Annotated in this window: 20 protein-coding genes; 13 read left to right on the plus strand and 7 right to left on the minus strand. The window is 67.5% G+C overall.

The features are described 5' to 3' along the window. The first annotated feature begins 45 nt into the window (after window positions 1-45). Window positions 46-1500: a cardiolipin synthase gene (gene cls, locus HFGMBDPB_RS15170; RefSeq protein ID WP_016446867.1), complete on the plus strand. Its 1455-nt coding sequence runs from the start codon at window positions 46-48 to the stop codon at window positions 1498-1500. A 37-nt stretch (window positions 1501-1537) separates the two neighbouring features. After that, window positions 1538-2977 carry an exodeoxyribonuclease I gene (sbcB, locus tag HFGMBDPB_RS15175; protein WP_017404791.1) on the plus strand — a complete coding sequence of 480 codons (1440 nt, stop codon included), beginning with the start codon at window positions 1538-1540 and terminating at the stop codon, window positions 2975-2977. 133 nt (window positions 2978-3110) lie between these two features. Here the strand turns inward: sbcB and HFGMBDPB_RS15180 are convergent, their stop codons facing one another. After that, window positions 3111-4340, minus strand: coding sequence for a spore maturation protein (locus tag HFGMBDPB_RS15180; protein WP_212645676.1), 1230 nt, complete (start codon window positions 4338-4340; stop codon window positions 3111-3113). 148 nt (window positions 4341-4488) lie between these two features. On the opposite strand from HFGMBDPB_RS15180, the gene HFGMBDPB_RS15185 reads away from it, so the two are divergent. Then, on the plus strand, window positions 4489-4884 hold the full coding sequence (locus HFGMBDPB_RS15185; RefSeq protein WP_013802649.1) for a VOC family protein: 396 nt from the start codon (window positions 4489-4491) through the stop codon (window positions 4882-4884). 19 nt (window positions 4885-4903) lie between these two features. Here HFGMBDPB_RS15185 and tam read toward each other — a convergent pair whose 3' ends face one another. Next, window positions 4904-5677 (minus strand): trans-aconitate 2-methyltransferase, encoded by a 774-nt coding sequence (gene tam, locus HFGMBDPB_RS15190; RefSeq protein ID WP_189354041.1) that lies wholly within the window; start codon window positions 5675-5677, stop codon window positions 4904-4906. Window positions 5678-5784: 107 nt separating this feature from the next. On the opposite strand from tam, the gene HFGMBDPB_RS15195 reads away from it, so the two are divergent. Further along, complete coding sequence (locus HFGMBDPB_RS15195; RefSeq protein WP_212645677.1) at window positions 5785-6693, plus strand: LysR family transcriptional regulator; 909 nt, start codon at window positions 5785-5787, stop codon at window positions 6691-6693. A gap of 9 nt (window positions 6694-6702) precedes the next feature. On the opposite strand, the gene HFGMBDPB_RS15200 is transcribed toward HFGMBDPB_RS15195, so the two are convergent. Beyond that, the gene (locus HFGMBDPB_RS15200) at window positions 6703-7620 is read right to left on the minus strand and encodes a LysR family transcriptional regulator (RefSeq protein ID WP_016446874.1); all 918 of its coding nucleotides are present in this window, start codon (window positions 7618-7620) and stop codon (window positions 6703-6705) included. A gap of 75 nt (window positions 7621-7695) precedes the next feature. Between HFGMBDPB_RS15200 and HFGMBDPB_RS15205 the strand changes: the two genes are divergently transcribed. From HFGMBDPB_RS15205 to HFGMBDPB_RS15225, 5 genes are all read left to right on the plus strand, one after another. Then, window positions 7696-8565, plus strand: coding sequence for an HpcH/HpaI aldolase/citrate lyase family protein (locus tag HFGMBDPB_RS15205; RefSeq protein WP_016446875.1), 870 nt, complete (start codon window positions 7696-7698; stop codon window positions 8563-8565). 81 nt (window positions 8566-8646) lie between these two features. Then, entirely contained in the window at window positions 8647-9651 is a 1005-nt protein-coding gene (locus HFGMBDPB_RS15210) for a tripartite tricarboxylate transporter substrate binding protein (RefSeq protein ID WP_074923376.1), read from the plus strand. Between the two features lie 58 nt (window positions 9652-9709). Next, entirely contained in the window at window positions 9710-10873 is a 1164-nt protein-coding gene (locus tag HFGMBDPB_RS15215; protein ID WP_212645678.1) for a CoA transferase, read from the plus strand. Further along, window positions 10873-11718, plus strand: coding sequence for an amidohydrolase family protein (locus HFGMBDPB_RS15220; RefSeq protein WP_212645679.1), 846 nt, complete (start codon window positions 10873-10875; stop codon window positions 11716-11718). The genes HFGMBDPB_RS15215 and HFGMBDPB_RS15220 overlap by 1 nt, the downstream gene beginning before the upstream one ends. A 63-nt stretch (window positions 11719-11781) precedes the next feature. Then, complete coding sequence (locus HFGMBDPB_RS15225; protein WP_016446879.1) at window positions 11782-12774, plus strand: tripartite tricarboxylate transporter substrate binding protein; 993 nt, start codon at window positions 11782-11784, stop codon at window positions 12772-12774. A gap of 20 nt (window positions 12775-12794) precedes the next feature. Here the strand turns inward: HFGMBDPB_RS15225 and HFGMBDPB_RS15230 are convergent, their stop codons facing one another. After that, entirely contained in the window at window positions 12795-13937 is a 1143-nt protein-coding gene (locus HFGMBDPB_RS15230; RefSeq protein ID WP_212645680.1) for a PQQ-dependent sugar dehydrogenase, read from the minus strand. Window positions 13938-14212: 275 nt separating this feature from the next. On the opposite strand from HFGMBDPB_RS15230, the gene HFGMBDPB_RS15235 reads away from it, so the two are divergent. Continuing rightward, a complete protein-coding gene (locus HFGMBDPB_RS15235) occupies window positions 14213-14914 on the plus strand; it encodes a YebC/PmpR family DNA-binding transcriptional regulator (protein ID WP_016446881.1) in 702 nt (233 codons plus the stop codon). Window positions 14915-14995: 81 nt separating this feature from the next. Here HFGMBDPB_RS15235 and upp read toward each other — a convergent pair whose 3' ends face one another. The 3 genes from upp to HFGMBDPB_RS15250 all read right to left on the minus strand — a co-directional run bounded on the left by upp (window position 14996) and on the right by HFGMBDPB_RS15250 (window position 18330). Beyond that, complete coding sequence (gene upp / locus HFGMBDPB_RS15240; RefSeq protein WP_012205354.1) at window positions 14996-15625, minus strand: uracil phosphoribosyltransferase; 630 nt, start codon at window positions 15623-15625, stop codon at window positions 14996-14998. Between the two features lie 56 nt (window positions 15626-15681). Then, a complete protein-coding gene (locus HFGMBDPB_RS15245; RefSeq protein WP_026062217.1) occupies window positions 15682-16659 on the minus strand; it encodes a threo-3-hydroxy-L-aspartate ammonia-lyase in 978 nt (325 codons plus the stop codon). A 147-nt stretch (window positions 16660-16806) separates the two neighbouring features. Continuing rightward, complete coding sequence (locus tag HFGMBDPB_RS15250; RefSeq protein WP_212645681.1) at window positions 16807-18330, minus strand: helicase HerA-like domain-containing protein; 1524 nt, start codon at window positions 18328-18330, stop codon at window positions 16807-16809. Window positions 18331-18408: 78 nt separating this feature from the next. Between HFGMBDPB_RS15250 and HFGMBDPB_RS15255 the strand changes: the two genes are divergently transcribed. From HFGMBDPB_RS15255 to hemF, 3 genes are read left to right on the plus strand one after another with little or no spacing between them, the layout of a single operon-like run. Then, window positions 18409-19128, plus strand: coding sequence for a YebC/PmpR family DNA-binding transcriptional regulator (locus tag HFGMBDPB_RS15255; RefSeq protein ID WP_012205357.1), 720 nt, complete (start codon window positions 18409-18411; stop codon window positions 19126-19128). After that, complete coding sequence (purD, locus tag HFGMBDPB_RS15260; protein WP_012205358.1) at window positions 19125-20408, plus strand: phosphoribosylamine--glycine ligase; 1284 nt, start codon at window positions 19125-19127, stop codon at window positions 20406-20408. Before HFGMBDPB_RS15255 ends, purD begins: the two co-directional genes overlap by 4 nt. Window positions 20409-20412: 4 nt before the next feature. Further along, complete coding sequence (gene hemF, locus HFGMBDPB_RS15265) at window positions 20413-21387, plus strand: oxygen-dependent coproporphyrinogen oxidase (protein WP_016446884.1); 975 nt, start codon at window positions 20413-20415, stop codon at window positions 21385-21387. The last annotated feature ends 239 nt before the right edge of the window (window positions 21388-21626 follow it).

The following is a 21626-nucleotide window of genomic DNA, read 5'->3' on the forward strand; positions in this document are numbered from 1 at the left end:
CCCCGGGCTGCCGGCTTTTTCTTTGATCCGCCCGAAGGAGTCTTTGTGGAGTGGCTTCGTCAGTACCTGACCCATGAGAATGCGCTGCTGCTGCTGTCGGTGACCTGGTCGGTCTATGTGGTGATCGTCGCGGTGTGGATCCTTCTGCAGCGCAGCGCACCCGTGGCCACACTGAGCTGGCTGCTGTCCATGGCGGCGATTCCCGTGGGCGGGCTGGCCATCTACTATTTCTTCGGCCCGCAACGGCTCAAGCGCCAGCGCATCAAGCGGCTGCGCGCGCGCAAGACATCGCGCGTGCGCTCGGGCGTGCAGCGGCTGCGCGAGCGCATGCCCGGCAGTCCCGAGCGCCTGCACCAGGTCGCGCGACTGGTGGCCGCCACCAGCGACTTTCCGGTGAGCACGGCCACCGACCTGCGGCTGCTGGTCGGTGGCGCGGCCACCTTCGACGCCATCATCGACGCGGTGAATGCCGCGCGCCACCACATCCACCTCGAGTACTACATCTTCGAGCCCGACCAGACCGGCACGGCCCTGCGCGACCTGCTGATACAGCGGGCCCGCGCAGGCATACAGGTGCGCCTGCTGGTGGATGCCCTGGGCTCCAAGAAGCTGGGGCGGCGCTTTCTGCAGCCGCTGGAGGATGCGGGCGCCGAGGTCGCGCTGTTCCATGGCACCAAGATCGGCCGGCGGCTGCGCCCGGTCATCAACTTCCGCACCCACCGCAAGATCCTGGTGTGCGACGGCAAGGTGGGCTTCACGGGCGGCGTCAACGTGACCGACGAAGAGAACGCGCGTGTCATGCCCGATGCCTACCACGACGTGCACCTGCGCCTGGAGGGCGCCATCGTCAACTGGCTGCAGACCGTGTTCCTCGAGGACTGGGCCTACGCCCTCGAAAAGGACCCCAAGAGCGAGCCCGCCGACATCGACCTGCTGCTGCCGGACGCGCCCGAGGGCCCGCTGCCCGTGCAGGTCATCACCTCCGGCCCCGACAACGGCCTGCAGGCCATCTACCGCGCCCATCTTGCGGCCATCAACGCGGCCGAGGAGCGTGTCTGGCTGACCACGCCGTACTTCGTTCCCACGGAGGCCGCGCTGGCCGCGCTCACCAATGCCTCGCTGCGCGGCGTGGATGTGCAGCTGCTGGTGCCGCGCCGCTCCGATTCGGCCCTGGTCACGGCGGCCGCGCGCTCCTACTACGACGAACTGATCCGCTGCGGCGTGCGCGTCTACGAATACAAGGCGCGCATGCTGCACTCCAAGACGCTGGTGGTGGACGGCAGCATCTCCATCATCGGCACGGCCAACTTCGACTACCGCAGCTTCTTCCTGAACTACGAAGTCTGCGCCATCGCCTACGGGCCCCAGCTCAATGGCGACCTGGCGCGCCAGTTCGAGCTGGACCTGGAGCAGGCGCAGCGCGTGCATTTCAAGCGCGACCTGGGCTTCGCACTGCGCCTGTTCGACTCCGGCGCGCGCCTTTGCTCACCCTTGCTGTGATGTCCGGACGCACTTTTTTCGCAGGCATACTCGCCCGATGGCCCATACCTTCTTCTGGCACGACTACGAGACCTTCGGCGCCCAGCCGCGCTATGACCGGCCCGCGCAATTCGCGGGCATCCGCACGGATGCGGAACTCAATGAAATCGGCGAGCCCGTCATGTGGTATTGCCAGCCGGCAGGCGACTACCTGCCCGATCCGCAGTCCTGCCTGATCACCGGCATCACGCCCCAGCAATGCCTGGAGCAGGGCATGCCCGAGGCCCAGTTCGCCGCCCGCATCGAGGCGGAACTGGCCCAGGCCGGCACCGTGGGCGTGGGCTACAACACCATCCGTTTTGACGACGAGATCACGCGCTTCATGTTCTGGCGCAACCTCATCGACCCCTATGCGCGCGAATGGCAAAACGGCTGCGGGCGCTGGGACCTGCTCGACGTGGTGCGCATGGTCTATGCGCTGCGCCCCGAAGGCATTGTCTGGCCGAAAAAGGAGGATGGATCTCCAAGCTTCAAGCTCGAGGACCTGGCCCGCGCCAACGGCCTGCTGCACGAGAAGGCGCACGACGCCCTGTCCGACGTGCGTGCCACCATCGGGCTGGCCCGATTGATCCGCAAGGTCCAGCCCAGATTGTTCGACTTCGCCTTCTCGCTGCACAAGAAGGACCGTGTGCTGCAGGAAATGGGCCTGCCGGCCGAGCCGGCGCATGCCAGGCCCTTTCTGCACGTCAGCGGCATGATCCGGCCCGAGCGCGGCTGCATCGCCGTCATGTGGCCGCTGGCCACGCACCCCACCAACAAGAACGAGATCATCTGCTGGGATCTGGCGCAGGACCCGTCCGAGCTGGCCTCCATCGACGTGGACACGCTGCGCCTGCGCCTGTTCTCGCGCGCGGCCGACCTGCCCGAAGGCATGCAGCGCCTGCCCATCAAGAGCATCCACGTCAACAAGTCGCCCATGGTGGTCGGCAGCCTCAAGACGCTGAGCCCGGCCATGGCCGCGCAATGGGGCATCGATGTGGAGCAGTGCATGGGCCATGCGGCCATTGCACGGGACCTGCCCGACATGAGCGCGCTGTGGCGTGCCGTTCACCAGCGCCCTGCGCAGGAAGGGCTGGATGCCGACCAGGACCTGTACGGCGGTTTCGTGGGCAATGAGGACCGGCGCCGCCTGAACCACCTGCGCAGCCTGTCCGCGCAGGAGCTGGCGCTGGACCGCACGGGCTTCGACGATGCACGCCTGACCGAGCTGCTGTTCCGCTACCGCGCCCGCAATTTCCCCGCCAGCCTGAACCCGGCCGAGCGCCAGCGCTGGCTGCAGCACTGCGCGGCCTGCCTGATCGAAGGCAAGGGCGGCGCACGCACGGCCGAGCAGATGTTTGCCATGGTCGATCAGCTATCGGAAACTGCCGACGAGCGCGGCGAGGAGATCCTGGGGGCGCTGTATGACTATGCCGAGGCGATCATGCCGGAACTTTAGTTCCCCCTGAGCCGCTGCGCGGCTTCTCCCGAGAGGTGCGACACTCTCGCGGCGGGGCGGCCGGCGTAGGCACTTGCTCGGTCTTCCTCGCCTTGGACCGCGTCGGCTTCAGGCGCAGCGCCCATTTGTGCCTTCAGCCAAAGAACTTGTAGCAGACCACGATGGCCGCCACCACGCCGGCCAGTTCGGCGATGAGGGCGCAGGGCACGGCGTGACGGGCGCGCTGTATGCCTACGGCGCCGAAGTAGACGGCCAGGACGTAGAAAGTGGTTTCGGTGCTGCCCTGGATGGTGGCGGCCACCAGGGCGGCGAAGCTGTCCACGCCCTGGGTCTGCATGGTCTCGATCAGCATGGCGCGCGCCGCGCTGCCCGAGAAGGGTTTGACCAGGGCCGTGGGCAGGGCGTCCACGAAGCGGGCGTCCATGCCCATGGCATCGACCACCCAGCGTATGCCCGACAGCGCATACTCCAGCGCGCCCGATGCGCGGAACACGCCCACGGCGCAGAGCATGGCCACCAGGTAGGGCAGCAGGCCCTTGGCCACGTCAAAGCCTTCCTTGGCGCCCTCGATGAAGCTGTCGTAGACCGCGACCTTGCGCCAGGCGCCCAGGGTGACGAACAGCACGATCAGGGCAAACAGCGTCAGGTTGCCCAGCAGCGATGACAGCTGCGCCAGCGCGGCCGCCGACAGCGTGGCCAGAAAGGCCATGAAGCCCGCCAGCGCCAGGCACAGCGGCAGCAGGTAGCCCAGCACCACGGGGCTCCACAGCGGCAGCCTCTGCACGACGGCCACGGCCAGCAGGCCGACCAGGGTCGAGGCCGAGGTGGCCAGCAAGGTCGGTAGAAAGACCAGGGTGGGATCGGGCGCACCCTGCTGCATGCGGTACATGAAGATGGTCACGGGCAGCAAGGTCAGCGACGACGCATTGAGCACCAGGAACAGGATCTGCGCATTGGTGGCGGTGTCGGGCCGGGGATTGAGCTCCTGCAGCGAGCGCATGGCCTTCAGGCCCATGGGCGTGGCCGCGTTGTCCAGTCCCAGCCCGTTGGCCGCGAAGTTCAGCGTGATCAGGCCCAGGGCCGGATGGCCGCGCGGCACCTCGGGCATGAGCCTGGCGAACAACGGGCCCAGCACGCGCGCCAGCCACTCCACCACGCCGGCCTTCTCTGCGATGCGCAGAAAGCCCAGCCACAGCGTCAGCGTGCCGAACAGCAGCACCATGACCTCGACCGACAGCCTGGCCATGGCAAACAGCGCCTGCACCATGGCCGAGAAAATCCCGGCCTGGCCGCCGACCAGCCATTGCGCCAGCGCAGCCACGGCCGCCACCAGAAAAAAGCCCAGCCACAAGGCATTCAGCATGGATTCCCGTCCCTCACGAGGCAATTGCAAGCCGCCATTGTGGGGCCAGCTGCAGGGCTTACGGCCCAGGGCGGCAGGGCATTGACAGGGCTCCGTTATCCTCGCGGGCCCGCGGTCCGAGGACCGCACCATTGCTGCAAAGGATTCCATGCCCCAGGTGATAGGACAGGTGAGCGTCGCCGTGCGCGACTATGACGAGGCGCTGCGCTTTTATGTGGGCGCGCTGGGCTTCGTGCTGATCGAGGACACCGCCCTGTCCGAGGGCAAGCGCTGGGTCACCGTGGCTCCCGGTGGCGGCGGTGTGCGCCTGCTGCTGGCCCGTGCCACGAATGAGGAACAGGCCGCGCGCGTGGGTAACCAGACCGGCGGGCGCGTGTTCCTGTTCCTGCAGACCGACGACTGCCTGCGCGACTTCGAAGCCTACCGCTCGCGCGGCGTGCGCTTTGTGCAGGATCCCCAGCGCAAGCCCCATGGCACCGTGGCCGTGTTCGAAGACCTCTACGGCAATCTGTGGGATCTCATCGAGCCGCATCCGGCGCGTTGAGGGCCGAAGGCGCGCTGCTTCAGCGGCTGGCCACGATGAACAGCCTGGGGAAGGGCAGCAGCACCGTGCCATCGTCCAGCGCGGGGTAGGCCTGGGAGATGGCCTGCAGATACGCTGCGTAGAAGCCGGCCTTTTGCTCCTCGTCCAGCGGCGCGACGAAGGGACGCAGCGCCGATCCCTTGAACCACTCAACCACCGCGGCATGGCCGCGCGCCAGCGGGTGGAAGTAGGTGGTGCGCCAGACATCGACGTTGCTGCAGTGCGGGCGAAGCAGGGCGTAGTAGAAGTCCGCGCTGTGCCGTGCGGGGTGGCGCACATCGCCAATCGTGGCAGCCCAGGGGCCGCTGGCGGCCACTTCGCGTGCCAGCCGGTGGGCCGGTTCTTCCAGGTTGTCCGGCGTCTGCACGGCCAGGCTGCCACCGGGGGCCAGGTGGCTGACGAGGCGCGGGTAAAGCTGCTGGTGATCGGGCAGCCACTGCAGCGAGGCATTGGCCAGGATCACGTCCTGCGGCTGGTCGGGCTGCCAGGTGGCGATGTCGGCCAGGCAGAAGGCCGTGCCCGGCAGCCGCTTGCGTGCGGCATCCAGCATGTCCTCGGAATTGTCCAGTCCCGTCATGGTGGCCCCGGGGAAGCGCTGGGCCAGGACCTCGGTGGAGTTGCCGGGGCCGCAGCCCAGGTCCACGGCCAGCCGCACGGCGCGGCCAGGCAGATCGGGAATGGCGGCCACCAGGTCGCGCACGGGGCGGGTGCGTTCCTGCTCGAACGTTGTGTACTGCTTTGCGGACCAGGTCATCGTGTTGCCTTTCAGGTAGGTGTGTTTGTGGGGCGCGAGCGTAAATCCGTCCATTCATGATTGCAAATGCCACAATCGAAGCCTTCCCATACCTTGAAAGTATTGATGTGCCCGAGCTTCGCCAACTGCGCGCCTTTGTCGCCATCGCCGAGGAAGGCCACATCACGCGTGCGGCCGAGCGCCTGGGCATGCAGCAGCCGCCGCTGACGCGGTTGCTGCAGGGCCTGGAGCACGAATTGGGCGTGGAGCTGGTGCAGCGCCTGCCGCGCGGCGTGCGGCCCACGGCGGCGGGGCTGGCGCTGCTGGAAGAGGCCAGGGCGCTGCTGGCCCGCTCCGATGGGCTGGCCGAAGTGGTGGGCCGTGCCGCCCGCGGCGAGACGGGCCGGCTGGCCGTGGGTTTCACCAGCTCGGCCGCACTGCATCCCTTTGTGCCCGGCGTGCTGCGCATGTTCCGCCAGCAGGTGCCCGGCGTGGCCGTGGCGCTGGAGGAGGCGGGCACGGGCGAGCTCATGGATGCATTGCTGCAAGAGCGGCTGGACGCGGCCTTTGTGCGCTCGCCCCTGCATGGCAGCCAGGGGCTGCAGGCTGTGCCGATTCTGGAGGAGCCCATGCTGCTGGCCCTGCCTGCAGGGCATGCGCTGGCACGCCCATTGCGCCGGCCCGTGCCTTTGCCGCAGCTCGCCTCGGAGGATTTCGTGCTGTACCGGCGCAGGGTAGGGCAGGGCCTGTACGACGCCATTCTCAAGGCCTGCATGGAGGCCGGTTTCAGCCCGCGCGTGGTGCAGGAGGCGCCGCGCATGACGGCGACGCTGAGCCTGGTCTCGGCAGGGCTGGGGCTGTCCATCGTGCCTGCCTCCATGCAGCGCCTGCGCAGCGACGGCATTGCCTACCGCACGCTGTCGCAATGCCCGGGGCTGGCCGCTCCGCTGCATCTGGCCACGCGCGTGGGCGATGCGTCTGCGGTGCTGCGAAGGTTCCAGGACCTGGTTGCCACGGCGGCCGTGGCGGAGTCCTGAAGGTGCGGACTAGGGTGACCTGGTTGCTGCGCGTGCGGCAGCGCGAGGCCCGCCGCGCTGCCTGACCACGGTGCGCGCGCATTCCACCAGCTTGTGGATCAGCGGCAGGCGTGCCGAAGAGCGCAGCCACATCACACCGAAGCGCCGCGACTGCGATTCCTCGGGCAGGGCCAGCCGCACCACGCCCTGGCCATCGGGCAGGTTCAGGGCTGTGTCGGGCACCAGGGAGACGCCCAGGCCCCTGTCCACCATCATGGCAATCGCCACCAGCGAGCTCAGTTCAAAGCGCTCCTGGGGAGCGATCTGCGCGGCGCGCAGGTAGCGCTCCACCATCTGGCCGCCGCCCAGGCTGCGGTCATAGCGGATCAGCGGCTGGGTGCGCAGCAGCGTGTGCGGGTCCAGGTGCGCCAGCTGGCGCGGCACCAGCAGCACCAGCGGCTCCTCGCGCAGCAGTGTCCAGTCGAAGGTCTTGGCCAGGGCGAACGAGGGGTGCAGGCAGACCGCCGCATCCAGCTCGCCCTGCCGCACGGCCTCGTACAGCTCGCGCGTGGTGGCCGACCGCAGGAACACCTTGGCGTCAGGGCACTTCTTCACGAAGCCGGCCAGGATGTCGGGCAGCAGGCTGTGCAGCGCCGTGTTGATGGTGCCTATGACCAGTTCCCCGGCCGTGCCTTCCTGGCTGACATGGGTCTTGGCATTGGCCAGTTCGCGCAGCAACTGCGGCGCGGATTGGGCCAGGCGGTGGCCGGCCGGGGTGGGCAGCACGGTGCGGCCTGCGCGGGCCAGCAGGGGTGCGTCGAACTCGCGCTCCAGGATGCGGATCTGCTGGGCCACGGCGGCGGCCGTGATGTCCAGGCGCCGCGCGGCCTCGGCCATGGAGCCGGTCTCCACCACGAGCAGGAAGCTGTGCAGGTAGCTGGTTTCCATAAACAAAGAATTTGTGTGGTTTGAACAAATATTACCTGTGTTTCTCTTGGCTTTCTGCCGCCCACAATGCGGGCCATGAGAAGCAAACTGTTTGTTCCCGCATCGCGTCCCGAGCTGTTCGCCAAGGCCCTGGCCGGCGAGGCCGACGCGCTGTCCTTCGACCTGGAGGACGCGGTGGCCGAAGCGCGCAAGGACGAGGCGCGCAGCCTGCTGCGCAGCTTCCTGCTCAGCCCTGAAAGCCGGGGCCATGGCAAGACGCTGATCGTGCGCGTCAACGCCATGGATACGCCGCATTTCGGCGCCGACATCGCCGAGATGGTGCGCGACGGCGTGCACCTCATCAACCTGCCCAAGCCCGAGACCGTGCAGCAGGTGCGCGAGGCCGCACAGCGCATTGCCGATGCGGCAGATGCCAACGGCGTGCCCCAGGCGCCTGGCCTGCTGCTCAACATCGAAACACCCCGCGCCCTGCGCTGCGCTGCCGAACTGGCCGGCGCCCACGCCAGCGTGGCCGGCCTGCAGATGGGGCTGGGCGACCTGTTCGAGCCCTTTGGCGTGAACCGGCGCGAGCCCGCCGCCATTGCCCAGGTGCTGCTTGCCGTGCGCATGGCCGCTGCCGAGGCAGGCATCTATGCCTATGACGGCGCCTTTGCCGACATCCGCGACAGCGACGGCTTCAGCGCCGAGGCGCGGCTGTCGCGCGGCCTGGGCTTTCTGGGCAAGACGTGCATACACCCCAGCCAGGTCGCGCTGGCCAATGCGGTCTACCAGCCGACCGAGCAGGAGATTTCCCACTCGCTGAAGGTGGTCCAGGCGGCCCGCGAGGCTGACGCCAATGCGCTGGGCGCCTATGTGGTGGACGGAAAGATGGTGGACAAGCCCTTTGTGCTGCGTGCCCAGGCCATCGTGGCTGCGGCGCATGCACAGGGGCTGCTGGTGGCCTGAATAGGGTTCTGGCATTCCGGTGTACCGGCGTCCTGCATGCCGGGCAACACAACGACAAGAAACAGGACAGGAGACAAAGACATGAGCATTTCGCATTGCCGCACGCGGCGCAGGCTGGTGGCGCTGGCGGCCACGGCAACGGTGGCCACGCTGGCCGGGCTGGCTTCGCCGGGATTGATGGCGCAGGGCGCCTTCCCGTCCAAGGCCATCACCATGGTGGTTCCCTATCCGCCGGGAGGCTCCAACGATGTGTTCGCACGCCAGGTGGCCAAGGAAATGGGCGATCTGCTCAAGCAGACCGTGATCGTGGACAACCGGCCCGGTGCCAGCGGCAACACCGGCACGGCCTCGGTGGCCAAGGCGGCGGCAGACGGCTACACGCTGGTGGCGGTGTCGTCGAGCATGACCACGAATGCCGCGGTGCAGGCCAAGATGCCCTTCGATCCCGTCAAGGACCTGGCGCCCGTGGCCATGTTTGCCAAGGGCCCGCTGGTGGTGGCCGTGAACAACGAATTCCCGGCCAGGACGCCGCAGGATCTGGTGCGCGCCATCAAGGCCAGCCCGGGCCAGTTCAACTACGCCACCTCGGGCACCGGCAGCATCAACCACTTCGCGACCGAGATGATGCGCTCCATGGTGCCGGGCATGGACATCATGCATGTGCCCTACAAGGGCCAGGGTCCGGCCGTGACCGACGTGATCGGCAACCAGGTGCAGATGCTGGTCTCCAGCGGCCCGTCCATCCTGCCCATGGTGCGCAACGGCAAGCTGCGCGCCATCGGCATCACCAGCCTCAAGCCCAGCCCCATTGCGCCGGACCTGACGCCCATGGCAACGGCCATCCCGGGCTACGAATTCGATCTGTGGTGGGGGCTGCTGGCGCCTGCGGGCACGCCCGCCGACATCGTGGACCGCCTCAACCAGGCCGTGAACCAGGTGCTGGCCAAGCCGACCATCCAGGCCAGCTTCCTGCGCGAAGGCGCCATTGCCAACCCCGTGACGCCGCAGCAGTTCGCACAGGTGATCCGCAGCGACGTGGCGCGCTGGAAGCAGCTCGCCAAGGACCGCAATATCCAGGCCGATTGAACCCGGCCTTTGGCGGGAGGTGCCCCAGGCCTTCCCGCTTCCCTATCAGGAGAAACGAATGAGTTTTGTGCCCGGTGAACGCCAGGGGCCGAAAGGCCCGCTCAGCGGCGTGCGCGTGCTGGACCTGAGCGCCTATATCGCGGGGCCTTATGGCTGCTCGCTGCTGGCGGACCAGGGCGCCGAGGTGATCAAGGTCGAGCCGCCCGTGGGCGACAACCTGCGCAAGTACCCGTCCACGCTGGAGGCTGAAAGCCGCGCCTTCCTGGGCGTGAACCGCAGCAAGTGGGGCATGGTGCTGGACCTGAAGGACGAGGCCGACCACGCCGTGCTGCTGCGCCTGGTGCGCGAGGCCGATGTGCTGGTCCACAACTTCCGGCCCGGCGTGCCCGAGCGGCTGGGCATCGGTTTTGCGCAACTGGCCGCCATCAACCCACGCCTCGTCTATTGCAGCGTCACCGGCTATGGCAGCCGCGGGCCGCTCAAGGCCAAGGCGGGCTACGACCAGGTGCTGCAGACCATGACCGGCATGTGCGCCATGCAGGGCAAGGCAGGCGGGCCGCCCGAGATTCTCTACGGCTCCGTGGTGGACTACTACGCCTCGGCCCTGGTGGCGGGCGGCGTGTCGTCGGCGCTGTACGAGCGCGAGAAAAGCGGGCTGGGCCAGCATGTGGGCGTGTCGCTGCTGCGCGCGGCGCTGACCATGCAGTCCGCACGCATGGTCTGGGCCGAGGGCGAGCCGCGCGAGGTGGGGCGCGACATGCGCTCCGGCGGCATCACGGGCATCCACCCGACGCGCGAAGGTTATCTCTACATCTCGGCCAATACCGCGCATTTCTGGGCGGCGCTGTGCCGCAAGCTGGGGCTGCCCGAGCTGGCCGGTGACGAGCGCTACGACTCCGTGCGCAAGCGCGCCCAGCACCGCGACGTGCTGGTGCCCCTGCTGCGCCAGGCGTTGGCGGGGCGCAGCGCGCTGGAATGGGAGGCCTTGTTCGGCGAGGAAGTGCCCTGCGCGGCGGCCCGCACGGTGGAAGACATGTTCGACGACCCGCAGGTGCAGGCCGAAGGCATGGTCACCCGTTTCGAGCACCCGACCCTGGGCAGCTACCGGGGCTTTGCCGGCGCCGTGGAGTTCGACCGCACGCCCGGTCCGCCGGCCTTTGCCGCGCCCACGCTAGGCCAGCATACCGAGGCCCTGAAGGCCGCCGCACAAGAGGGCTGTTGATGCAGGCACTGCCCGCTGGCGCCTGCGACGCCCATCTGCACGTCTTCGATCCGCGTTTTGATACGCGTTTTGGGGCCGAGGCTCCGCAGGCCATGCGCGCCCATGCCACGGCTGCCGACTATGCGCGGCTGCGCGGCGCCATGGGGCTTGAGCGGGCCGTCATCGTCCAGCCGCGTGCGCATGGCACGGACAACCGGGCCACGCTGCACGCCATCCAGTCCCTGGGCGCAGCAAGCACGCGCGGCATTGCCGTGGTGCACCCCGATATCACCGACGCACAGCTGCGGGCGCTGCATGACGGCGGCATTCGCGGCATCCGCTTTTCGCTGCACACCGAGCACGATGCAGCCGTGCGGCTGGACATGCTGGAGCCGTTGGCCGAGCGCATTGCCGCGCTGGGCTGGCATGTGCAACTGCACTGGCTGGCCAGCCAGATCGAGGCCCATGCGGCGCTGCTGCAGCGGCTGCCATGCACCCTGGTGTTCGACCACATGGCGCGGCTGGCTGACAGCACTGACGGCGCAGGCGTGCACCAGCCTGCCTTCGGTGTGGTCCGTGGGCTGGTGCAGCAGGGCAGGGCCTGGATCAAGCTCTCGGGCCCGTATCTGAACAGCCGGGCGGGCTTGGCCGCAGGCTATGCCGATTGCGACGCGCTGGCGCAGGCCTGGGTGGCCGAGGCCCCGCAGCGCCTGGTCTGGGGCAGCGACTGGCCCCATGTCACCGAAGCTGCCCATCCGCCGCAGACCCCGATGCTGCTGGCCTTGTTGTCACGCTGGATTTCCGATGCGGCGCTGCGCGCCCGCGTGCTGGTGGACAACGCCGCCGAGCTGTACGGATTCGATTGAGGGCGCGGGGCACGCAAGCCTCGCAGCCCAGGTTTTCACCATGGAGCAACAGGAGACAGAAACGTGAAGAAGATCAAGACATTGCGGCCCGCCATGACGGTGCTGGCCTTGGGGCTGGGCCTGGGACTGGGACTTTTCCAGGGCACGCTGCATGCGGCCGACTATCCGGCCGCGCAGGCCATCACGGTCGTCGTGCCGTTCTCGGCCGGCGGCGGTGCGGACAATGCGGCGCGCATCATCGCCAAGGCGCTGGGCGAGGTCTCGGGTCAGACCGTGGTGGTGGACAACAAGGCCGGCGCCAGCGGCGCCATTGGTGCAGCCCTCGTGGCGCGTGCCAAGGCCGATGGCTATACGGTGCTGTATGACGCATCGTCCTTCGCCATCAACCCCGCGTTGCGCAAGCTGCCCTATGACCCGGCCAAGGACTTCATTGCCGTGTCCCAGGCCATCAGCGTGCCCAACATTCTCGTGGCCGCGCCATCCTCGCCCTACAACAGCCTGGCCGACTTCATGAATGCCGCGCGGCAAAAGCCCGGCAGGCTCACTTATGCCTCCTACGGCCCGGGCAGCCTGGCCCAGATGGCGACGGAACTGCTCAAGGCAGACGCCAAGTTCGATGCCGTCCACGTTCCCTACAAGGGCGGGGCGCCCGCCATCGTCGATGTCATGGGCGGCCAGGTCGATGTGTACTTTGCCAACGCGGCCTCCAGCATCAACTATGTCAAGGGCGGCAAGCTCAAGGCGCTGGCCGTGTCCTCGGCCAAGCGCATGCCGGACCTGCCCGACGTGCCCACGGTGGCGGAAAGCGGCATCAAGGGCTTCGAGGTGACGGAGTGGAACGGCTTCTTCCTGCCCGCAGGCACCGCGCCCGAGACCGTGCAGAAGCTGCAGGACCTGGTGCAAAAGGCCCTGGCCCTGCCGGCCACGCGCGCCAGCCTGGAGAAACTGGGCCTGACGCCCGTGGGCAGCTCCTCCGCCGCCTTCACGGGCTTCGTGGCCGCCGAGCGCAAGCGCTGGGATGCCGTGGTCAAGGCCAACGGCATCACCGTGCAGTGAGGCGCCGCGCGTGACGGGACTCAGGGCGTGGCGGTGACGCGCAGCAACTGCCCGCCCTGGGCGTCCGTCAGCAGGTAAAGCCATCCGTCCGGTCCCTGGCGCACATCGCGCACGCGCTGGCCCAGGCGCGGCAGCACCTGCTCGCTGGCCGTCACCTTCCCGGACCTGATCGTCAGGCGCTCCAGCCGCTGGAACTTGAGCGAGCCCACGACCAGCGATCCCTTCCATTGCGCCCCATACCGGTCACTGGTCACAAAGGCCATGCCTGAGGGGGCGATCGACGGCACCCAGTAGTGCAGCGGCTGCTCCATGCCCTCCTTGCGCGTGATGCCGGCGCCGATCTTGCCGCCGCCATAGTTCTCGCCGTAGGTGATCACGGGCCAGCCGTAGTTCTTGCCGGGCTCGGGCCTGTTGACCTCGTCGCCGCCCTGCGGGCCGTGCTCATGCATCCACAGGCTGCCATCGGGCGCCAGCGCCGCGCCCTGGGCGTTGCGGTGGCCGTAGCTCCAGATCTCGGGCCAGGCATCCGCGCGGCCGACAAAGGGGTTGTCCCTGGGTACGCTGCCGTCCTTGGCAATGCGCACGATCTTGCCCAGGTGGCTTTGCAGGTTCTGGGCCTCTTCCTTGTAGCGCGAGCGCTCGCCCAGCGCCAGGAACAGCGTGCCATCGCTCTTGCCGTCCACTCTGCGCTCCACGATGCGGCAGCCGAAATGCAATGCGCTCGCGTACCTGGGGCGCTGCGAGAACAGCACTTTCACCTGCTCCAGCCGGCTGGCATCGTCGGACAGCCGGGCGCTGGCCAGCGCCGTGCTGTTCTTGCCGCTGTCGGCACCGCTGCCGGGCTCGGAGTAGCAGAAGTACAGCTGGCGGTTGCGCGCGAAGTCGCTGTCCAGCACCACGTCCAGCAGGCCGCCCTGGCCTGCGGCCTCCACGGCCGGAAGGCCCGCCAGGGGAGCGCCCAGCCTTCCGTCGCCCTGCACGATGCGCATGCGGCCCGGCCGCTCGGTCACCAGGTAGCGCCCATCCGGCAGGAAAGCCATGGCCCAGGGGTGCTCCAGGCCTTCGGCGACGATTTCTGTGGAGAGGTTGGGGCTGGCGGCCCACAGTGCGCCGGACAGGCCCAGGGTGCTGATGGTGAGGGCGGCGGATAGGGATGGCGGCATGCCGATGCTCCTGTGGTGAGGGGACAAGACGGGAAGCCGGATGCACCGCCGTTGACGTCGGCGGCGGTGCAGCGCAGGCAGGGGGCTTCGCACAAGCCAGCATCATGCACGACGCCACCAGAGCCTGCGGCGACCTGTCAACCACTGCGCAAAAAGCCCGCGCAGCCACTTGCGCGGGTGTATAAACAGCGCTCTTTCGGCGCCGGGCCGGGTCCCTGCGGGGGCGGGCGGCGGCGCCTCCTACCCACCAGAGAATCCGCAAGGGAAAAGCAGCCATGGGCGCGCAATGGAAAGCAAAGGGCAAGGCGCTGGTCGCCGACGCCAAGGGAAAGCTGTTTGGCAAGCTTGTCAAGGAAATCATCGTCGCGGCGCGCGCCGGCGCCGATCCGGCAGGCAACTCGCGCCTGCGCATGGCGGTGGAAGCCGCACGCAAGGCCTCCATGCCCAAGGACACGCTCGAGCGTGCCATCAAGAAGGGCTCGGGCGTGGGTGCCGATGCCGTCAACTACGAGCGCGTGGTCTATGAAGGCTACGGCCCCAACCGCGTGCCGGTGATGATCGAGTGCCTGACCGACAACGTGAACCGCACGGCGCCCAACATGCGCGTGTGTTTCCGCAAGGGCCAGATGACGGCCGTGGCCTGGGACTTCGACCATGTGGGCATGATCGAAGGCGAGCCCGAAGGCGGCGCCGATGCCGAACTGGCCGCCATCGAGGCCGGTGCACAGGATTTCGAGCCCGGCGAGGAAGAGGGCACGACGCTGTTCATCACCGACCCCACCGACCTCGATACCGTGAGCAAGGCGCTGCCGGCCCAGGGCTTCAAGGTGCTGTCGGCCAAGCTGGGCTACAAGGCCAAGACGCCGGTCAGCATGGCCAGCCTGTCGGCTGAGCAGCAGGAGGAAGTGCAGGACTTCCTGGCCGGCATCGAGAACGACGATGACGTGCAGAACGTCTACGCGGGCCTGGTGGATTGATGACGCTGTCCCCGCTGCCAAGCAAAAAAGCCGCACATCCTGCGGCTTTTTTGTGGGTGCAGGCGCCCAGCGCCCGGCGGCTCACTTGGTGCCGAAGATTCGGTCGCCCGCGTCGCCCAGGCCCGGCAGGATGTAGCCGTGGGCGTCCAGCTGGCGGTCCACGGCGGCCGTGTAGATGTCCACGTCGGGATGGGCCTTCTGCATGGTGGCCACGCCTTCGGGCGCGGCCAGCAGGCACATGAACTTGATGGACTTCGGGTTCAGCTGCTTCAGGCGCGCCACGGCGGCGGCGGCCGAATTGCCCGTGGCCAGCATGGGATCGACGACCAGCACGTCGCGCTCTTCCATCTCGGAGGGCATTTTGAAGTAGTACTCGACGGGCTGCAGCGTCTCGGGGTCGCGGTACAGGCCGATGTGGCCGATGCGCGCGCCGGGCACGACGTTGAGCATGCCGTCGAGGAAACCGTTGCCGGCGCGCAGGATGGACACCAGCACCAGCTTCTTGCCGTCGATGACCTTGCCGGTCATGGTCTCCAGCGGGGTCTCGATCTCGATGTCCTGCAGCGGCATGTCACGCGTGATCTCGTAGGCCATCAGCGTGGACAGCTCGCCCAGCATGCGGCGGAAGCTGTTGGTGCTGGCTTCCTTGCGGCGCATCAGCGTGAGCTTGTGTTGGACCAGCGGGTGGTCGATCAGGTGCAGAGTACTCATGGTTTTCTTCTGGAAAAAAGGGCGCCGGTATTTTGGGGCCGGCGCCAGGGGTCGGTTCAGTCGTGCAGAAAGCGCGCGTAGCGCGCCAGGTCCACATTGCCGCCGCTGATGAGAATGCCCACGCGTGCGCCCGACAGCGCAACCCCGCCATGCAGGGCGCCCGCCAGCGAGAGCGCACCCGTGGGTTCGACCACGATTTTCTTGCGTTCCGCGTAAAAGCGCATGGCCTGCACCAGATGCTCGTCCGCCACGGCCAGGATATCTTCGACATGCTCGCGGATGATGGCGAATGTGATATCGCCGATGGACTGGGTCTGCGCGCCGTCGGCAATGGTGTGGGGCGTGGGAATCTGCACGATCCGGCCTGCGCGCAGCGACTGGCGGGCATCGTCGCCGGCCTGGGGCTCGACGCCATAGACCTTGCAGCGCGGGGAGAGCTGTCCGGCTGCCAGCAGGCTGCCCGACAGCAGGCCGCCGCCGCCCAGGCAGACGAACAGGTAGTCCAGATCGGGCACCTCCTCGAACAATTCCTTGGCCGCCGTGCCCTGGCCGGCAATCACGTCGCGGTGGTTGAACGGCGGGATCAGCGTCATGCCGCGCTCGTCGGCCAGGCGCCGGGAGATGGCTTCGCGGTCCTCGGTGAAGCGGTCATAGGTCACGACCTGGGCGCCGTAGGAGCGGGTGGCCGCCATCTTGGAGGCAGGCGCATCCTCGGGCATGACGATGAGCGCGGGCATGTCCAGCATCTGCGCGGCCAGGGCCACGGCCTGGGCATGGTTGCCCGAAGAGAAGGCCAGGGCGCCGCGCTTGCGCTGCTCGGGCGTGAACTGCGACAGCGCGTTGTAGGCGCCGCGTATCTTGAAGGCACCCGTGCGCTGCAGGTTCTCGCACTTGAAGAACAGCTGGGCGCCCAGCAGCTCGTCGGCGGTGCGGCTGCGCAGTATGGGGGTGCGGTGGGCCACGCCCTCCAGCCGGCCGGCTGCGGCGGCAACGTCGTCATAGGTGGGCAGCGAGGGAGGGCTGTTCGTCGTCATGGCGTGCGGTTCCGCAAAGTGGATGGAGGCGGTTTCGATCATAGCCGCATGCGCAGGCTTTCAGCGCCCTGAAATGCGCCAGCCGTTGCATGGCAACGGCTGGGTGCTATGGTGTTTGATGCGGCGCAGTGCCGGTGCGCCAGCGCTTCAGCGCTTCTTGTTGCCCAGGATGCCGCCGAGCACGCCGCGCAGGATTTCCTTGCCCAGCGAATTGCCCATGGTGCGCATGGTGGACTTGGCCATGGTCTGCACCAGGCCGTCGTGCTTGCCTCCGCGCGGGCCTGTGGTGCCGAACAGAAGATCCTTGAGCCCGTCCATCATGGCGCCGCCGCCTTCGCTGGCGGCGGGTGCGGCTCCGGCAGGGCCTGCCGGCGAGGTCCCGTCGCCGGATGCTGCCGTGCGTCCGCGCAGCACTTCGTAGGCCGATTCGCGGTCCACCGCCTTTTCATAGACACCTGCCACCAGCGATTGCGCCAGCAAGACCTTGCGCTGCTCCTCGCTGATCGGACCGATCTGGCTGCCCGGTGGAATGACATAGGCGCGTTCGGTGATGCCGGGGCGGCCCTTTTCATCGAGGAAGCTCACCAGGGCCTCGCCCACGGCCAGCTCCGTGATGGCGGCCTCGATGTCCAGCCCCGGCTTGGGCCGCATCGTGGTGGCCGTGGCCTTGACGGCCTTCTGGTCGCGCGGCGTGAAGGCACGCAGCGCGTGCTGCACGCGATTGCCCAGCTGGGCCAGCACGGTGTCGGGCACGTCCATCGGGTTTTGCGTGACGAAATACACGCCCACGCCCTTGGAGCGCACCAGGCGCACCACCAGCTCGATGCGTTCGAGCAGCACCTTGGGCGCATCGTTGAACAGCAGGTGGGCCTCGTCGAAGAAGAAGACCAGCTTGGGCTTGTCGGGGTCGCCGATCTCGGGCAGGCGCTCGAACAGCTCGGACAGCATCCACAGCAGGAAGGTGGAGTACAGGCGCGGCGAATTCATCAGCTTCTCGGCCGCCAGGATGTTGACCACGCCCTTGCCGCCCGCATCGGTCTGCATCAGGTCGTTGATGTCGAGCATGGGCTCGCCAAAGAACTTGTCGCCGCCCTGCGACTCGATGGCCACCAGCCCGCGCTGTATGGCCCCCACGCTGGCGGCACTGATGTTGCCGTACTCGGTGGTGAACTGCTTGGCGTTGTCGCCCACGTGCTGGAGCATGGACCGCAGGTCCTTGAGGTCCAGCAGCAGCAGTCCGTTGTCGTCGGCAATCTTGAAGACCAGGTTGAGCACGCCCATCTGCGTGTCGTTCAGGGCCAGCATGCGCCCGATCAGCAGCGGCCCCATGTCCGAAACCGTGGCGCGCACCGGATGGCCCAGCTCGCCGAACACGTCCCACAGCGTGGTGGGGCAGGCCAGGGGCTGGGGAATCTCGATGCCGCGCTCCTGCAGCGAAGCCGCCATCTTGGCGCCGGTGCTGCCGCTTTGGCTGATGCCCGACAGGTCGCCCTTGATGTCGGCCATGAACACCGGCACGCCGATTTCGGAGAAGCCTTCCGCCATTTTCTGCAGCGTCACGGTCTTGCCGGTGCCCGTGGCGCCGGTGATCAGGCCATGTCGATTGGCCAGTGCGGGCAGCAGCAGGCATTCTGTGGCAGAGTGGCGGGCGATCAGAAGTGGAGCGGCCATTTCGGGTTTCCTCGGGGGAGCATGCGGTCAAAAGTAAAATCCCAGCCGCAAGGTTAAATCAATATCAAAGGACAGCCTGTGGCAGGACACAGTAAATGGGCCAATATCCAGCACCGCAAAGGCCGCCAGGACGAAAAGCGCGGCAAGGTCTGGACTCGCATCATCCGTGAAATCATGGTGGCGGCACGCACGGGAGGGGGCGATCTCAGCGCCAACCCGCGCCTGCGCCTGGCGGTGGAAAAGGCCAAGGCGGCCAACATGCCGGCCGACAACATCAAGCGCAACATCGACAAGGCCACGGGCAATCTCGAAGGCGTGACCTACGAGGAAATCCGCTACGAAGGCTACGGCATTGGCGGCGCGGCGATCATCGTGGACACCATGACCGACAATCGCGTGCGCACTGTGGCGGATGTGCGTCATGCCTTCAGCAAGTACGGTGGCAACATGGGCACGGAGGGTTCCGTGTCCTTCCAGTTCAAGCATGTCGGACAACTGATCTTTGCTCCCGGAAGCGACGAGGACCAGATCATGGAAGTGGCGCTAGAGGCCGGTGCCGAGGACGTGATCACCGATGATGAGGGGGCCATCGAGGTGCTGACCGCACCCGCCGAGTTCGAAACCGTGCGCGACGCGCTGCAGGCCAAGGGCCTGACGCCGGAGGTGGCTGAAGTCACCATGCGCCCGGAAAACACCATCGCCCTGCAAGGCGATGACGCAGCCCGCATGCAAAAGCTGCTGGACATGATCGAAGACCTGGATGACGTACAGGACGTCTACCACAACGCTGAACTATGAAAATTCTTGTGATTGGTGGCGGAGGCCGCGAGCACGCCCTGGCGTGGAAACTGGCTGAATCGCCGAAATCGACCAAGGTCTATGTGGCCCCCGGCAACGGTGGCACGGGCCTGGCCGGCGGCAAGGTGGAGAACCTCAACATCACCGACCCGCAGGCGCTGCGCGAGTGGGCGCAGGCCGAGAAGGTCGCGCTGACCGTGGTGGGCCCCGAGGCGCCTTTGGCGGCCGGCGTGGTCGATGAGTTCCGTGCCCATGGCCTGCGCATCTTCGGCCCCTCCAAGGCGGCCGCCCAGCTGGAAAGCTCCAAGGCCTTCTCCAAGGACTTCATGGCGCGCCACGGCATCCCCACGGCGCTCTACGAGACTTTCACCGACCCGGTTGCTGCCCACGCCTATGTGGACCGCCTGGGTGCGCCCATCGTGGTCAAGGCCGACGGCCTGGCCGCAGGCAAGGGCGTGGTCGTTGCGACCACGCTGCAGGAAGCCCACGACGCCGTGGACTTCATGCTCGTGGACAACAAGTACGGCGTGGCCCACAACGACGGCGGCGCCCGCGTGGTGATCGAGGAATTCCTCGCCGGCGAGGAAGCCAGCTTCATCGTGCTGTGCGACGGCAAGAACGTCCTGGCCCTGGCGACCAGCCAGGACCACAAGCGCCTGAAGGACGGCGACCAGGGCCCGAACACGGGCGGCATGGGCGCCTACTCGCCCGCGCCCGTGGTCACGGCCGACGTGCATGCCCGCGCCATGCGCGAGATCATCCTGCCGACCATCCGCGGCATGGAAAAGGACGGCATTCCCTACACCGGCTTCCTGTATGCGGGCCTGATGATCGATGCATCCGGCCATCCCAAGACGCTGGAGTTCAACTGCCGCATGGGCGACCCCGAGACCCAGCCCATCATGATGCGTCTCAAGAGCGATCTGGTGGACGTCATGCTGGCGGCCACCGATGCCAAGCTCGACCAGGTCGAGCTGCAATGGGACCGCCGCACGGCGCTGGGCGTGGTCATGGCCGCAGCAGGCTACCCCGAGGACCCGCGCAAGGGCGATGCCATCAGCGGGCTGCCGCAGGACGCCGCCGATGCCATGGTCTTCCATGCCGGCACCCAGCTCAAGGATGGCGTTCCCGTCACCAGCGGTGGCCGCGTACTGTGCGTCACCGTGCTGGCCGACAGCGTCAAGCAGGCCCAGCAAAAGGTCTATGACGTGGCGCGCGGCATCCATTTCGATGGTGCCCAGTACCGCCGCGACATCGGCTTCCGTGCCGTGAAGAACTGAGTCCATGGCAGAGCAATCGACCGGGCAGGCGCTGCCCGTGGCCCAGGTGCGCGAGTACCTGACGGGCCTGCAGGCCCGCATCACGCAGGCGCTGGAACAGGTGGAAGGCGAGGGCGGTGCACGCTTTCTGTCCGACGCCTGGAGCAAGGGCCCCGGCGAGCGCCTGCAGGGCGATGGCATCACCCGCATCATGGAAGGCGGCCGCGTGTTCGAGCGCGCGGGCTGCGGCTTCTCGCATGTGCGCGGGCCGCAGCTGCCGCCCTCGGCCACGCAGCACCGGCCTGAGCTGGCCGGTGCGCCGTTCGAGGCCATGGGCGTGTCCCTGGTCTTCCATCCGCGCAATCCTTTTGTGCCTACGGTGCACATGAATGTGCGAATGATTGCAGCCGGCTCAGGTGCGGCCGGCTCAGGTGCGGCAGGGCAGCCGGGCAACGAACCCACCTGCTGGTTCGGCGGCGGCATGGACCTGACGCCGGTCTACGGCTTCGAGGAAGATGCACAGCACTTTCACCGCGTCTGCCGCGATGCGCTGGCGCCTTTTGGCGACACGCTCTACCCGCGCTTCAAGACCTGGTGCGACGAGTACTTCCGCCTGAAGCACCGCAACGAGCAGCGCGGCATCGGCGGCATCTTCTTCGACGACTTCTCGGAACTGGGCCAGGCGCGCAGTTTCGACATGCTGCGTTCGGTGGGCGATGCCTTTCTGGAGTCCTACCTTCCCATCGTCGAGCGCCGCCAGGCCATGGACTACGGGCAGCAGCAGGTCGATTTCCAGCGCTACCGCCGCGGCCGCTATGTGGAGTTCAACCTGGTCTGGGACCGGGGCACGCACTTCGGCCTGCAGTCCGGCGGGCGTACGGAGTCCATCTTGCTGTCCATGCCACCGCATGCGAGCTGGAGCTACCAGCGCGAGGACGCGCCCGGCACCCCCGAGCGCGCTTTGCTGGAGCAATTCCTGGTGCCCCGCGACTGGCTTTGAGCCCGAAAGCCGCCATCCCGAGCGGCGTGGCGAAATCCGCGCGTGCAAGGGAATAGGCGGCAAAACTATAATTTCAATAGCTTGAGGCGCAGCGTTGGCTGCGTTCTCCACTTTCTTCGGCGCGAAATCTTCCGGCGATCTGTGGGCGAACTCCATGCATTTTGGAGCGCCGCTACAGCCCAGCCCTCTACGGGCCGCACGGCGCTCGCGCTATATTGATCCCATTCCTATTCCATTGA

The organism is Delftia sp. PE138 (assembly GCF_018320755.1).
GTDB lineage: Bacteria > Pseudomonadota > Gammaproteobacteria > Burkholderiales > Burkholderiaceae_C > Comamonas > Comamonas tsuruhatensis.